This is a genomic window from Olsenella uli (assembly GCF_901212675.1).
Classification (GTDB): domain Bacteria; phylum Actinomycetota; class Coriobacteriia; order Coriobacteriales; family Atopobiaceae; genus Parolsenella; species Parolsenella uli_B.
The window spans coordinates 53,324-67,912 of record NZ_CAAKOQ010000037.1; the positions used below are offsets into that span (position 1 = coordinate 53,324).

The following is a 14,589-nucleotide window of genomic DNA, read 5'->3' on the forward strand; positions in this document are numbered from 1 at the left end:
TTACCGTAGAAAGTGGGGGCGTCGTCCGCTTCGGGCGGCGCCCCGATGTAGATTTGTCGTACCTACAAGCGAGAGAGAGGCACACATGGCTCAGATTACCGCCGCGCTCGTCAAGCAGCTTCGCGAGATGACCGACTCCCCGATGATGGAGTGCAAGAAGGCCCTCGTCGAGGCCGATGGCGACATCGAGAAGGCCGTCGACGTCCTTCGCAAGATGGGCATGGCCAAGGCCGTCAAGAAGGCCGGCCGCGAGACCAACGAGGGCGCCATCGCCGCCTACGTCTCCGAGGACGGCAAGACCGCCGCGCTCGCCGAGGTCACCTGCGAGACCGACTTCGTGGGCACCAACCCTAAGTTCACCGGCTTCGCCAAGAACGTCGCCGCCGTGGTCGCCAAGGCCAACCCCGCCGACGTCGAGGCCCTCAAGGCCTCCGAGTTCTCCGAGGGCGAGACCGTCGAGGCCGCACTCACCGAGATGATTCACGTCATGGGCGAGAACATGAAGATCAGCCGCTTCGAGCGCCTCGCGGCCGACAACGGTGCCTTCGGCACCTACGTCCACGCCAACGGCAAGGTGGGCACGGTCGTGGAGTTCTCCTTCTCCAAGCCCGAGACCGCCGAGGCCGAGGCCTTCAAGACCTTCGCCCACGACTGCGCCATGCAGGCTGCCGCCATCCCCGGCACCATTTCGGCCCGTCGTGAGGACGTCCCGGCCGACGTCGTCGAGCACGAGATGAGCATCTACAAGGCCCAGGCCGCCGAGTCCGGCAAGCCCGAGGCCATCCAGACCAAGATTGCCGAGGGTCGACTCAACAAGTTCTTCGCCGAGTCCGTCCTCTCCGAGCAGGCCTTCATTAAGGACGGCGATATCACCATCCGTCAGTACGCCGAGAAGGTCTCCAAGGAGCTCGGCGACAAGATCGAGGTCGTCGCCTTCAAGCGCCTCACCTTCGGCGAGTAGTTCAGGGCCTATCGTCCCTAGCACTTACTTCAGGGCGTCCGTCCACGTGGCGGGCGCCCTTTTTGCTGGGCTTTCGCGGCGGTGGGACCTCCCGCACCGCCATCGCCGCGCCTGGCCTGGGCCTCTCGTGAGGTTTGAGCGGACAGGCGTTCCCTCTGCTAGAATCTTGAGGAATGCAGGTTCAATGGAAGGGGAGTCCCTTGTCGGACTACATGTACAGGCGTGTGTTGCTCAAGCTCTCCGGTGAGGCCCTCATGGGCGACGGCGGCTATGGGGTGGACCCCAAGGTCGTCGACCATCTGGCCGCGGAGATCAAGGTCATCCACGATGACGGCATCGAGATCGGCGTCGTCGTGGGCGGCGGCAACATCTTCCGCGGGGTCGCCGGTGCCGCGGGCGGCATGGACCGCGCCCAGGCCGACTACATGGGCATGCTTGCCACGGTCATGAACGCGCTCGCGCTTCAGGACAGCTTCGAGCGCCACGGCATGACCACGCGCGTCATGAGCGCCATCAAGATGGACGAGGTCTGCGAGCCCTACATCCGCCGGCGTGCCATCAAGCACCTCGAGAAGGGCTACATCGCCATCTTCGCCGCCGGCTCGGGCAACCCCTACTTCACCACCGACACGGCCGCCGCGCTGCGCGCCTGCGAGATCGACGCCGACTGCCTCATGAAGGCCACCAAGGTCGATGGCATCTACGACGCCGACCCCGTCACGCACCCCGACGCCAAGCGCTTCGACACCATCACCTACCATGAGGTCCTCATGCGCGACCTTAGGGTCATGGACACCACGGCCACGGCGCTGTGCTCGGACAACAACATGTCCATGATCGTGTTCAACATCGACCAGCCGCACGTCTTCGCCGACGCCCTCAAGGGGCTGCCGGTTGGCACCACCGTCGTTGGGGAGGAGACCCACTGATGAGCGAGATCCTTGACTTTGCCCGTGGCCGCATGGAGAAGAGCCTGGAGGCCCTGCGCTCCAACTTCGCCAACATCCGCACCGGTCGTCCCAACCCGCACATCCTCGACCAGATCGACGTCGAGGCCTATGGCTCCTCGATGAAGATCTCGCAGCTTGCGGGCGTGCGCGTGGCCGAGGGCACGATGCTCGTCGTCGAGCCGTACGACAAGAGCATCCTGAACGCCATCGAGAAGGCCATCTCGCAGTCCGACCTCGGCATCACGCCCTCCAACGACGGCATCGTCATCCGCCTGCCGTTCCCCAAGCCCACGGGCGAGCGCAGAAAGCAGCTGGCCAAGGAGTGCCGCGCCTGCGGCGAGGAGGCCAAGGTCGCCATCAGGAACGTCCGCCGCGAGGCCAACACCAAGCTCGAACGCGACGAGGAGCTCTCCGAGGACGACGTGCGTCGCGAGCAGGCCAAGGTCCAGAAGCTTACGGACGAGTTCGTGAAGAAGGTGGACGAGGTGACCAAGGCCAAGGAGGCCGAGGTCATGGAGATCTAGCGTCTCCCGCTCGTCCCTATTGCGCGGGACCGGCTTGCACATGCGGCCGGGCCCGCGCGGCAGACTTACACGTAAGGCAGCCACGACCACATGGAGACACCCGTGAAGCGCGACGAGGAGAAGCTCGGCCCATACTTTGCCAACCCGCCCGAGGACGTTGCGCTTGCCGACGTCGACCTCGACCGGCTCCCGAGCCACATCTCCGTCATCATGGACGGTAACGGCCGTTGGGCCACGCGCCAAGGGCTCGAGCGCGGCGAGGGCCACGTCGCCGGCATCAAGAGCCTGCGCGAGACGATCACGGCCTGCGTGCGGCTCGGCATCGAAGCGCTCTCCTGCTACGCGTTCTCCACGGAGAACTGGAAGCGCCCGCAGCACGAGGTCGACCTCCTCATGCACCTGTTCGCCACCACGCTCGTGCGCGAACTGCCGCTCTTCCACCAGGAGAACGTGCGCCTGCGCTTCCTGGGCGACCTCTCCCGCCTGCCCGAACAGACCCGTGAGGTCTTCGAGCAGGGTCTCTCCGAGACGGCCGACCACACGGGCATGACGCTCGCACTTGCGGTCAACTACGGCGCCCGCGCCGAGATCGCCCGCGCTGCCCGCCTGCTCGCCGAGCGCGTCTCGGCCGGCGAGCTCGACGTCGACGCCATCGACGAGGTCAGCGTCGCGGGTGAGCTTTACACCGCAGGCCTGCCCGACCCCGAGCTCCTCATCCGCACCTCGGGCGAGCTTAGGCTCTCCAACTTCCTGCTATGGCAGCTCGCCTACAGCGAGTTCTACGTCACCGACGTGCTCTGGCCCGACTTCGACCGCTGGGAGCTGCTGCGTGCCATCCGCTCCTTCCAGGGGCGCGACCGCCGCTTTGGCGGGGTGAGCGTCAAGTGAGCACGCCTGGCGAGGACACGCCCACCACGTCTGGCTCTGAGCGTCAGCCGAGGAGCCTCGACACCGCCTCCGAGAACCTCGAGCGCAGGCGCGAGGCCCGCGAGGGCGAGCGCGTCGTGGGCGGGCTTCGCGGCCAGAAGGCTCGCTCCTGGACGGAGCGGTTCCTCACGCGCGCGATGTCGGGCCTCATCTACGCCGCGCTCATCCTGGCGTGCCTCTTTCTGGGGCGCTTCGCCACGATGCTGCTCGTCTCGGCCATGGCGTGGCTCTGCTGCTCGGAGTTCTACCGGCTCGAGCGCCTCGCCGGCCGCATGCCCAACGAGGTCATCGGCCTCTCGGCGGCCCTGCTCTACCCCCTGGCCGCGCTCGTGAGAAGCGATGCCCTCACGGCCATCACGCTTCTGCTCATGCTTGTCTGCGGCGCCTGGTACGTGCTCACGCCGCGCGCGAGCGTCTCCGACGCGTCGATCACCATCTTCGGGGCCCTCTACGCAGGTCTCATGTTCTCCGCGGTGGTGACCATTCGCGTGAGCGACCCGGGCTTCGAGGGGGCGCTGCTCACCCTCGGCACGATGGGCTCGGTCTGGGTCAACGACGCGGCCGCCTACCTCGTGGGATCGCGCCTCGGTCGCCACAAGCTCGCCCCGCGCATCTCGCCCAACAAGAGCTGGGAGGGCCTCCTGGGCGGGCTTCTCGGCTCGTGCGGCATCTGGCTCATCGTGGCCGCCCTCGGCGTGCAGGGCGTGGACGTGCCCATCGCGCTCGTGGCCGGCGTGCTCTGCGGCATCGCCGGCGTCATCGGCGACCTCTTCGAGAGCCGCCTCAAGCGCTCGGTGGGCGTCAAGGACGCGGGCAACCTCATTCCCGGCCACGGTGGGCTGCTCGATCGCTCCGACTCCATGCTCTTTGCCTGCATGACCGCATACTTCGTGCTTCACTTTGGGGGCATCCTGTGAACATCTTCGAAGACACGGCGCCTTGCTCCGAGCGCACTCGCCCGATGCGCGTCGCCATCCTCGGCTGCTCGGGCTCCATCGGCACGCAGGCGCTCGACGTCTGCCGCATGCACCCCGACAAGCTCTCCGTGACCGCGCTCGCGGTCAACTCGTCGTGCGACAAGCTCGTCGCCGCGGCACGCGAGTTCGGTGCGGCCCACGTGGCCGTCGCTGACGAGGCCAGGAGGTCCGACCCAGCCCTCGAGGAGCTCCCCCAGGGCTGCGAGCTCGGCTTTGGGCGCGACGCCGTGACTCGGCTCGCGAGTCTGCCCGACGTCGACTGCGTGCTTGTTGCCGTGGTGGGCGAGGCCGGCATCTGGGCGAGCGCCGAGGCGCTGCGTGCCGGCAAGGTGTGGGCGCCCGCCAACAAGGAGGCGCTCGTCATCGCCGGCGACTTGCTCATGCCGCTCTGCAAGCCGGGCCGCTGCCTGCCGGTCGACTCCGAGCATAACGCCATCTACCAGTGCCTCGTTGGCGAGCGCCACGCCGAGCTGCGTCGCATCTGGCTCACCTGCTCGGGCGGCCCCTTCTTCGGCCGCACGCGCGAGGAGCTCGAGCACGTCACTGCCGCCCAGGCGCTCGCGCACCCCACGTGGACCATGGGCCCCAAGATTACGATCGACTCGGCCACGCTCATGAACAAGGGCCTCGAGGTCATCGAGGCGCACCACCTCTTCGACGTGCCCATCGACGACGTCTGTGTCCTCGTGCACCGCCAGAGCCGCATCCACTCGGCCGTCGAGTTCGCCGACGGCTCGGTCAAGGCACAGCTCGGCCCCTCCGACATGCGCATCCCCATCCAGTACGCGCTCAGCTACCCCGAGCGCTGGGCCTCGCCGGCCACGCCTGTCGACTGGCGGGACACCGGGGCGCTCACCTTCGACCATCCCGACACCGAGGCCTTCCGCTGCCTTCTGCTCGCGCTCGAGGCGGGGCGTGCGGGCGGCACGCTGCCGTGTGCCATGAACGCCGCCAACGAGGTGGCAAACGCGGCCTTCCGTGCGGGCACCTGCGGCTTCTGCGACATCGACCGCACCGTCGAGGCCGTCATGTCCGCCACGCGCGTCGAGGCCCTCGACTCCGTCGAGCAGGTCGCCGAGGTCGACGCCCTGGCCCGCACGCGCGCCCGCGACTACCTGGCGAGGCTCGCATGACCTGGCTCGCCAACACGGCCTCGGCGGTCTTCTGGGGCGTCGTCCTGCTCAGCATCCTCGTCTTCGTGCACGAGGCGGGCCACTACCTCTCGGCCCGCACCTTCGGCATGCGCGTAACCGAGTTCTTCCTCGGCATGCCCTGCCGCTTCCGCCTCTCGCACACGAGCGGGACGCGCGGCACCGAGATCGGCGTCACGCCCATCCTGCTTGGCGGCTACAACCGCATCTGCGGCATGGAGGGCGAGGAGGGCCCGCACGCGGCGGAGGTGCTCGCCTGCGTGGCCTCCCACGGGCGCGTGAGCGTGGGGGAGGTCGCCCGGGAGGTGGGCGTCTCCGAGGACGAGGCCCTGGCAGACCTTGCCGTGCTCTCCGACTGGGCCTCCGTGCGCCCCTACTACGACCCCAAGCTGGGCGAGCGTCCCACGCAGAAGTCCTGGCCGGCCGCCTTCGAGACGGTGCGGCGCGACGCCAACCTGCTCACGGCCTTCGACAAGGGCCACGACTTCACGCTCGAGGGCTCCACCGAGGCGGGCGAGCCCCACGCGCTTCCCGAGGGTGGCGCCGAGGCGCTGCTCGCGGCCGAGCGCGCAAACACATATCGCGGCAAGGGCTTCGTGGCCCGGCTCGTGACCCTCTTCGCCGGCCCGCTCGTGAACGTCGTCGTGGGCCTTGTGCTCATCGCGCTCACGGTGTCGGTGGGCGGCATCACGGTCGCGCGCGACGTCCCCGTCGTGGGGTCCGTGAGCGCGGGCTCGCTCGCCGAGCAGGCAGGCATCCAGGCGGGCGACGAGATCACCTCCGTGGCCGGCACGCAGGTCTCCACCTGGACCGACATGGGCACCCAGCTGCGCGACGCCATCGCGAGCGGCCAGGCCTTCGACGTCTCGTGCGAGCGTGACGGTACCGACTTCACGGTCACCGTCGACCCCGCCTCAGACGAGTCGGGCTCCGGGCTCTTTGGCGTGACGGCCTCCACGGAGGTCTTCCACCCGAGCATCGTCCAGTCGATGGGCGTGGCCTGGCGCTCCGTCACGATGACGGCGGGCTACGTGGCCCAGCTCCTGCAGCCGGCGCACACCGGTGAGGTGGTCTCGCAATCCACCTCGGTCATGGGCATCTCGGTCATGGCGTCCGAGGCGGCCAAGTCCGGGCCCGTCGACTTCCTCTACCTCATGGCGGCCCTGTCGCTCTCGCTCGGCTTCATGAACCTGCTTCCCATCCCGCCGCTCGACGGCGGCAAGATCGCGATCGAGCTCGTCCAGCTCGTGAGCCGCCGGCGCATCCCCGAGCGCATCCAGGTGGGGCTCTCCTACGCCGGGCTCGCCCTCACGTTGCTGCTCTTCGCGTTCGTGCTTCGCCAGGACATCCTTCGCTTCGTCATTGGGGGCTAGACCTTGATTGACCTTCGCCAGGGCTCGCAGGAGGGCACGCGCCTGCCCCGCGAGCTCACGCACCAGGTGCATGTGGGCAGCGTCGCCGTGGGCGGCGGCGCGCCCGTCTCCGTGCAGTCCATGTGCACCACCAAGACGACCGACCCCGCCGCCACCCTCGCCCAGATTCACGAGCTCGCAGACCTGGGCTGCGAGATTGTCCGCGTCGCCATCCCCCACGCCGACGCACTCGACGGCTTCGGGGCCGTCTGCGCCGACTCGACGCTGCCCGTCGTGGCCGACATCCACTTCGACCACCGCCTCGCCATCGAGGCGGCCCGCCGGGGTGCCTCGGCCCTGCGCATCAACCCGGGTAACATCGGCTCCTTCGACAAGGTCGACGCCGTCATCGACGCGGCGGGGGAGGCGGGCATTCCCATCCGCATCGGCGTGAACGCCGGCTCGCTCGACTGCGCCATCGACGCGCGCGAGGACCTCACCCAGCCCGAGAAGCTCGTGCAGAGCGCCGTCTCGTTCGTGCGCCACTTCGAGGAGCGCGGGTTCACCGACATCGTGCTCTCCGCCAAGGTGCACGACGTGCCGGCCACCATCCTCACCAACCGCGAGCTCTCGCGGCTGCTGCCGCACGTGCCGCTCCACCTTGGTGTCACCGAGGCGGGCACACTTCGCCAGGGCACGGTCAAGAATGTGAGCGCACTCTCCGTGCTTCTCAGCGAGGGCATCGGCGACACGATGCGTCTCTCGCTCACGGCGCCGCCCTCCGAGGAGGTCCCGGTTGCCTGGGAGCTCCTCCAGGTGCTGGGCATGCGCCGTCGCTCTCCCGAGCTTGTGAGCTGCCCCACCTGCGGACGCTGCGAGGTCAACCTCATCGAGATAGCGGGCGAGGTCGAGCGGCGGCTCGCCTCCGTGCACGCGCCCATTTCCGTCGCGGTCATGGGCTGCGTGGTGAACGGCCCGGGCGAGGCCCGCGGCGCCGACATCGGCGTGGCCTGCGGCAAGGGCTCTGGCCTTATCATCGCCGGGGGTAAGACGCTTCGCCGCGTGCCCGAGGACAAGATCGTCGACGAGCTCTTCAAGGAGATCTCCGAGCGCTTCGAGCGCTAGAATCTCGATCGTTCAGTTTTCCGAGGTAAGGACTTCCATGAAACCCATGTACATGAGCCGCCTGTACGCCCCCACGCTCAAGGAGGACCCGGCGGAGGCCGAGCTCGCGAGCCACCGCCTGCTGCTTCGCGCCGGCATGATCCGCAAGGAGGCGGCCGGCCTCTACACCTACCTGCCGCTCGCCCTGCGCTCGATCCACAAGATCGAGGCCATCGTGCGCGACGAGATGGAGGCGAAGGGCGCCCAGGAGCTCCTCACCCCGATCATGGTCGACGCCGAGTTCTGGCGCGAGAGCGGCCGCATCGACGCCTACGGCCCCGAGCTCATGCGCTTCAAGGACCGCCACGAGCGCGAGTTCGTCCTCGGCCCCACCCACGAGGAGACGCTCACGGCGCTCGTGCGCAACGAGCTCCGCAGCTACAAGCAGCTGCCCGTGAACCTCTACCAGATTCAGGACAAGTTCCGCGACGAGATCCGCCCGCGCTTCGGCCTCATGCGCGGCCGCGAGTTCGTCATGAAGGACGGCTACTCCTTCAGTGTCTCCCAGGAGAGCCTGCAGGCGTGCTACGACGACATGAAGGACGCCTACGCCAACATCTGCCGTCGCTGCGGCCTCAAGGCCCTGCCCGTCGTGGCCGACTCCGGCCAGATCGGTGGTGACACCTCCGTCGAGTTCATGGCCCTTGCCGACGCGGGCGAGGCGAGCCTCGTCTACTGCGATGCCTGCGGATTCGCGGCCGACGACGAGGCCGCGGCCACGAAGGTCGCCGTGACCGAGGGCCCGGGCGACGGTGCGCTCCAGAAGGTGAGCACGCCGGGCCTCGGCACCATCGAGGCCGTCTCCAAGTTCTTCGGCTTTCCCGAGAGCGGCACGCGCAAGTCGCTCGCCCTCATCGCCGAGGACGGCACGCCCGTGGTGTGCATCGTGCCGGGCGACCACGAGCTCAACGAGTGCAAGGCCGAGCACCTCTTTGGCGAGTACCACATGATGAGCGAGGAGGAGCTCGAGGAGAACCACCTGCACAAGGGCTTCATCGGCCCCGTGAACCTGCCCGAGGGCGTCCGCCTCGTGTGCGACGAGAGCCTCAAGGCCTCCGAGAAGTGGGCCTGCGGCGCCAACGAGGTCGACTACCACTACACCGGTGCCTGCCCGGGCCGCGACTTCACGGTCGACGAGTGGGCCGACCTCGTGACCGTCGTGGCCGGCGACCCCTGCCCGCACTGCGGCAAGCCCCTTGCCGGCGCGCGCGGCATCGAGGTCTCGCAGGTCTTCCAGCTGGGCACGAAGTACTCCGCCGCCATGGGCGCCACCTTCATGGACGAGGACGGCGCCGAGAAGCCCCTGCTCATGGGCTGCTATGGCGTGGGCGTCTCGCGCACGCTCGCGGCCGTGGTGGAGCAGCACAACGACGAGCACGGCATCTGTTGGCCCGTCTCGGTCGCGCCCTACGAGGTTGCGGTTGTGCCGCTCGACGTGAACGACGACTTGGTCTGGCCTGCCGCCAAGGCTGTGTTGGACGAGCTCGCCGCTGCCGGCATCGAGGTCGTCGTGGACGACCGCAAGGAGCGCGCCGGCGTGAAGTTCGCCGACAACGACCTCATGGGCTTCCCGTTCCAGCTGGTCTTTGGCAAGCGCGCCGTGAAGGCGGGCAACTGCGAGCTCAAGGTGCGCGCCACCGGCGAGCGCACGGAGGTCACGCTCGGCGAGGTCGCGGCCAAGGTGGCCGAGCTCGTGCGCGCGGGCCGCGCGTAGCCCCCCCCCCGTCACTTCCCATCGTCTTGCCAGGGCGCCGCGGTTGTCCGCGGCGCCTTTCATAAGGAGGCATCTCGTGCCGAGACCCACCAATTCAGACCTCGCGAGGCTTGCCACGAGCGGCATCCGCCGCTTCACGGCGCTCGCTAACGAGACGCCCGGCTGCGTCAAGCTCACGCTGGGTGAGCCCGAGTTCGACACACCCGCGCCGGTTCGCGCGGCGGTGGGGGAGTCGCTCGCGCGCGGTCTCACGCACTACCCGCCCAACAACGGCCGACCCGAGCTCCTCGAGGCGCTCTCGGCCTACATGGCCGAGCAGGGGCTCGCGTACGCGCCCGACGAGCTCATCGTGACCGTCGGCGCCACCGAGGCGCTCGCGGCGACGCTTCTGGCACTCCTCGACCCGGGCGACGAGGTCGTGGTGCCCGTGCCAGCCTTTGGCCTCTACGAGACGCTCGTCCGCATGGCTCACGGCCGGGTCGTGTCGCTCGACACGTGCGAGACAGCCTTCCAGATCGCGCGCGATGCGCTCGTGGCCGCGATCGGCCCGCGCACGAAGGCCCTCGTGCTCACCTCGCCCAACAACCCCACGGGCTGCGTCTACACCGCCGAGGCGCTCGACGCGGTGGCCGAGGTCGCCGCGCGCACGGGCATCTACGTCATCTGCGACGACGTCTATAACCGCCTTGCCTACGACGAGGGCTACGAGCGCCTGGCCGTGCGGCACCCCGAGCTTCGCGGGCAGCTCGTCGTGGTCGACTCGTTCTCGAAGCCCTGGGCCATGACGGGGTGGCGCCTGGGGTGGCTGGCGGCGGATTACGCCATAAAGGCCGAGGTACAAAAGGTACACCAGTACCTCGTTTCGAGCGTGCCGGCGTTTCTCCAGGACGCCGCGGTCGTGGCGCTCGGCTGCGACCCGGCCCCCATGCGCGAGACGTACCGGCGGCGGCGCGACCTTGTGTGCGAGCGGCTCTCCGCCATGGGGCTTGCCCTTGAGCGTCCTGCCGGTGCGTTCTACGCGTTTCCGGGTATCGCCGGCCTGGGGCTTGGCTCGGAGGAGTTCTGCGAGCGGGCCATCCGCGAGGCGGGCGTGGCGCTCGTGCCCGGCACGTGCTTCGGTGCCGAGGGGTACGCACGTCTCTCGTACTGCGTCTCCGAAGACAACCTCGAGCGCGGCCTCGACAGGCTCGGGGGCCTCGTGGCCGATCTCAGGGGATAGTGCTTTTTACCTCGGCTTTATTTGAACGCAACGGCCGCGCCCCGGTGTCGCTCCCTTACTCGCTCGCGAGGAACGAGCCCGTCTGGCGGCTCCAGAGGCTCGCGTACTCGCCGCCTGCGGCCACGAGCTCCTCGTGCGTGCCATCCTCCGCGATGGCGCCGTGCGAGAGCACCACGATGCGGTCGAGGCTCGCCACGGTCGAGAGGCGGTGCGCCACGACGATGGCGGTGCGGCCGCGCATGAGGTTCTCGAGCGCGTCCTGGATGAGCCGCTCGCTCTCTGAGTCGAGCGCGCTCGTGGCCTCGTCGAGCACGAGGATGGGCGCATCCATGAGGATGGCGCGCGCGATGGCGACGCGCTGGCGCTGCCCGCCGGAGAGCTTCACGCCGCGCTCGCCCACCTCGGTGTCGAGGCCGTCCGGCAGCCGCTCGATGAACTCCCAGGCGTTCGCCTCGCGGGCGGCGCGCTCCACCTCGGCGTCGCTGGCGTCGGGCCGGCCATAGGCGATGTTCTCGCGGATGGAGCGGTGGAAGAGCATCGGCTCCTGGGCCACGTAGGCGATCTGGCGGCGCAGGCTCGTCTGCGTCACGTGCGCGATGTCCTGTCCGTCGATGACGATGCGGCCGCGCGTGAGGTCCTCAAGGCGCAGGAGCAGCGTCGTGAGCGTGGTCTTGCCCGAGCCGGAGCGGCCCACGAGGCCCACGCGCTGGCCGGCCGGAATCTCAAGCGTGAAGTCGTCGAACACGCGATCCTGCTCGTCGGCGTCGGCATAGCGAAAGCCCACGCCCTCGAAGTCGATCCTGCCCGCCGTGACCCGGAGCTCGGGCGCGTTGGGGTCGTCGGCCACGAGCAGGGGCTCGTCAAGCGCCACGGTGAGGTCGTGCGCGTCGCCGAGGGCGCGGTTTATCTGCTGGAACATCGCGGAGAGCATGTTGAAGCGCATCGCGAGCGTGTTGGTGTACGTGAACATCATGACGAGGGTGCCGCCCGAGATGCCGAGCCAGGCGTTGCCGCCCGCGATGAAGACGGCCGTGAGGGCCATCATGAGCACGATGAGGGTGCTCGTGACGGCGCCGGTGCGCACGGTACGCCGCATGCGGGCAGAGTCGGCCTGGCGCACGTCCTCGCTTGCGCGGCGGAAGACCTCCTGCTCATTGGCCTCGCGGCCGGCCGTCTTCACGGCCATGATGTTGGTGATGCTGTCGGAGAGCTCGCCCGAGAGGTGGTTCTGCGCGGCCGATGCCGCGGCATTGATGGGCAAGATCTTGCGGTAGAGCTTGAGCACCACCACGACGTAGATGGCGAGCACGGCCGCGAGCAGCACCACGTAGGCGGGCACGAGCGGCGCGAGCAGGGCGATCGTCATGGCGACGGTGGCCACGCCCGGCAGGAGCGAGTAGGTGAACGTGTCCATGAGCGTGGCGTAGGCGCCCACGTACTTCTGCGTGGCGCTCACGAGCGAGCCGCCGAAGCGGTTAGTGTGGAAGGTCATGCTCTGGTTGGAGAGCACGTCGAACGAGCGGCGCGCCAGCTCGTAGGATGCGCGGATCTCGAGGCGGGCGCAGGTGTAGTCCTGGAGCTTGCTGCAGACCTGGCCGGCCACGTTGGCGCCCACGAAGAGCGCCACGTAGGGGCCGAAGACCTCCCAGACGCGGTCGGGCCCCACGCCGCCTGTGGCCACGAGATCGACCACCTTGCCCACCACGAGCGGGCTCGCGAAGGTGAGGAAGAATACGTAGCCAAGCGTCACGAGGACGTTCGCGAGGAAGGTCAAGCCCTGGATCGTGGTGACCTCCCAGTAGCGCTCGAGGGTGCGCCTCGTCACCGACCTGCCCGACCTCGTCAGCTTTGCCATGCGTCTCTCCCGTCTGCGTTCCGAGTTTTTCCGGAGAGTAGGGTACCCAATTGGTGACGGAGTGTCACCAACGATGGGGGCGGAGGGTCTGCGTCGCGCCATCGGGCCGCTTGCGCACCAGCCTGTCGCCCCCGGGTGGTATAAGAGACTCAGAAAACCGGCTGAGGGGGCACACATGGCAACGCTCGTCATCATGCGCCACGGCGAGAGCACCTGGACGGACAAGAGGGTCAACCGCTTTGCCGGATGGGTCGACGTGCCGCTCACCGACCACGGGCGAGACCAGGCCCGACATGCCGGCGAGCTGCTCAGGGCGGCTCACATCGCCCCCGTCGTGTGCATGACGTCGGTGCTTGGCCGCTCCATCGAGACGGCCGACATCGTGCTTGACATCATCGGCCGCCCGTGGCTCTCGGCGGAGCGCACCTGGCGGCTCAACGAGCGTCACTATGGGGCCTTTCAGGGCGAGACCCGCCCGGCCATGCGCGGGCGCTGCGGAGACGAGCTCTTCCACGCGTACCGCAGGAGCTTCGACGTGCGCCCGCCTAAGATCGACCCGGCCTCGCCGTACTTTCAGGCGGGAGATGCGCGCTACGCGGCCGACATGGCAGACGGGCTTGACGGTGCCGACCCGGCCCAGATCCGCTCCGAGTCGCTGGCCGACGTGGGCGCGCGCCTCGCGCCGTGGTGGGCGCGGTTCGTGGCTCCGCGCCTTGCGGCGGGGGAGTGCGTGCTTGTGGTGACGCACGGCTCGGTGGTGCGCTCAATCGTCAAGACGCTCGAGGACCTCTCGGCAGACGAGATCAGTCATGTGAACGTGCCCACCGGCGTGCCGCTCGCCTACGAGTTCGCCGACGGGGGAGGTGCAAGCAAGCCGCTTGGTCCCGGCCGCTACTTCGACGAGGCTGCCGCTCAGGCCGGCATTCAGGCCGTCCGCGACCTCGGTCGCGCGTAGGCGGGGCGGCTTGTTGCCGCTTCCGTCGCCAGCGTCCCTCTGGGGCATTCGCTTTGCAGTTCCCGACCAACTTGGTCGTTTTAGCCCACTATTTCGTCCGAACTCGTCGGCAACTGTCTTTGTGACCCCCGATTAGGGGGGGCCAGGCGCTACGTCATAGCCTGGCATTCCTTCGTGTGATGGCGCAGTGCCTTGGTCGACAAGGGCATCGACGAGGATCTGGAAATAAGAGAAGCGCTGGAGGCATGTTCAAGGGGCTGTCAATTTTCTGTTTGCTGGTCATCAGAGGCGGTTTACCTTGGTTTGCATAGCCCGACCGGTTCATCCTGAAGTGTGATTCGGGCCATCATTTCTCTTTGTGATAGCCGCAGAGTCTTTCTTCGCCGTCCTTTGGTCCGGGTCGTGGGTCGATGTCCTGTCCCCGCGAGAAAAAGACAACGGTAAATACGCCTTCGTGACCAGCAGTCGAGAAATTGGGGTTTGCGGAGGAGTGCCAACTTGATTTGCGGGCCCCTTCTTGGCCATCGCACTAAATCGTGCTTGTATCTAGTGCCTCGCGAATGAGCCATGCTACCGAACCGGCATCCCCCACAGGGGCTTCATGCAGTTTAGAAACCGAACACGATGTACCATAGGAATAAGCTGGGATAATATAGGGAATATGCACATAAAAGGTCGAAGCAAGTTCATGCCTCGACCTCCGGTTTCCTGGTGGGCCCAGCAGGATTCGAACCTGCAACCCAGGGATTATGAGTCCCCTGCGCTAACCGTTGCGCCATAGGCCCGTAAGAAAAAGGGCGGCGGCCAAAGCCGCCGCCCTGCCTTAGATGGTGGAGATAA

General features: G+C 67.9%; 12 protein-coding genes and 1 tRNA gene. 11 read left to right on the plus strand and 2 right to left on the minus strand.

Going from position 1 to position 14,589, the window contains the following annotated elements:
- Window positions 1-85: 85 nt before the first annotated feature.
- The 10 genes from tsf (at window position 86) to EFAMC1_RS05455 (ending at window position 10,939) form a co-directional block, all read left to right on the plus strand.
- Entirely contained in the window at window positions 86-961 is an 876-nt protein-coding gene (tsf, locus tag EFAMC1_RS05410) for a translation elongation factor Ts (RefSeq protein ID WP_154053291.1), read from the plus strand.
- A 200-nt stretch (window positions 962-1,161) separates the two neighbouring features.
- The gene (gene pyrH / locus EFAMC1_RS05415; RefSeq protein WP_154053292.1) at window positions 1,162-1,890 is read left to right on the plus strand and encodes a UMP kinase; all 729 of its coding nucleotides are present in this window, start codon (window positions 1,162-1,164) and stop codon (window positions 1,888-1,890) included.
- A complete protein-coding gene (gene frr, locus EFAMC1_RS05420; RefSeq protein WP_154053293.1) occupies window positions 1,890-2,435 on the plus strand; it encodes a ribosome recycling factor in 546 nt (181 codons plus the stop codon). Before pyrH ends, frr begins: the two co-directional genes overlap by 1 nt.
- A 102-nt stretch (window positions 2,436-2,537) precedes the next feature.
- Complete coding sequence (locus EFAMC1_RS05425) at window positions 2,538-3,323, plus strand: isoprenyl transferase (protein WP_187324575.1); 786 nt, start codon at window positions 2,538-2,540, stop codon at window positions 3,321-3,323.
- Window positions 3,320-4,279, plus strand: a complete 960-nt coding sequence (locus tag EFAMC1_RS05430) for a phosphatidate cytidylyltransferase (RefSeq protein ID WP_154053295.1) — start codon at window positions 3,320-3,322, stop codon at window positions 4,277-4,279. Before EFAMC1_RS05425 ends, EFAMC1_RS05430 begins: the two co-directional genes overlap by 4 nt.
- Window positions 4,276-5,472, plus strand: coding sequence for a 1-deoxy-D-xylulose-5-phosphate reductoisomerase (gene dxr, locus EFAMC1_RS05435; RefSeq protein ID WP_261981785.1), 1,197 nt, complete (start codon window positions 4,276-4,278; stop codon window positions 5,470-5,472). The genes EFAMC1_RS05430 and dxr overlap by 4 nt, the downstream gene beginning before the upstream one ends.
- Window positions 5,469-6,863: a site-2 protease family protein gene (locus tag EFAMC1_RS05440; RefSeq protein WP_154053296.1), complete on the plus strand. Its 1,395-nt coding sequence runs from the start codon at window positions 5,469-5,471 to the stop codon at window positions 6,861-6,863. Before dxr ends, EFAMC1_RS05440 begins: the two co-directional genes overlap by 4 nt.
- A 3-nt stretch (window positions 6,864-6,866) precedes the next feature.
- Window positions 6,867-7,967: a flavodoxin-dependent (E)-4-hydroxy-3-methylbut-2-enyl-diphosphate synthase gene (gene ispG / locus EFAMC1_RS05445; RefSeq protein ID WP_261981787.1), complete on the plus strand. Its 1,101-nt coding sequence runs from the start codon at window positions 6,867-6,869 to the stop codon at window positions 7,965-7,967.
- 46 nt (window positions 7,968-8,013) lie between these two features.
- A complete protein-coding gene (locus EFAMC1_RS05450; RefSeq protein WP_154053309.1) occupies window positions 8,014-9,720 on the plus strand; it encodes a proline--tRNA ligase in 1,707 nt (568 codons plus the stop codon).
- Window positions 9,721-9,796: 76 nt separating this feature from the next.
- On the plus strand, window positions 9,797-10,939 hold the full coding sequence (locus tag EFAMC1_RS05455) for a pyridoxal phosphate-dependent aminotransferase (RefSeq protein ID WP_154053297.1): 1,143 nt from the start codon (window positions 9,797-9,799) through the stop codon (window positions 10,937-10,939).
- A gap of 55 nt (window positions 10,940-10,994) precedes the next feature.
- Here EFAMC1_RS05455 and EFAMC1_RS05460 read toward each other — a convergent pair whose 3' ends face one another.
- Window positions 10,995-12,794 (minus strand): ABC transporter ATP-binding protein, encoded by a 1,800-nt coding sequence (locus tag EFAMC1_RS05460; protein WP_154053298.1) that lies wholly within the window; start codon window positions 12,792-12,794, stop codon window positions 10,995-10,997.
- Window positions 12,795-12,969: 175 nt separating this feature from the next.
- Between EFAMC1_RS05460 and EFAMC1_RS05465 the strand changes: the two genes are divergently transcribed.
- Entirely contained in the window at window positions 12,970-13,749 is a 780-nt protein-coding gene (locus EFAMC1_RS05465) for a 2,3-bisphosphoglycerate-dependent phosphoglycerate mutase (RefSeq protein ID WP_154053299.1), read from the plus strand.
- A gap of 709 nt (window positions 13,750-14,458) precedes the next feature.
- Here the strand turns inward: EFAMC1_RS05465 and EFAMC1_RS05470 are convergent.
- Window positions 14,459-14,534: transfer RNA gene (locus EFAMC1_RS05470), tRNA-Ile, on the minus strand.
- Window positions 14,535-14,589 lie beyond the last annotated feature (55 nt).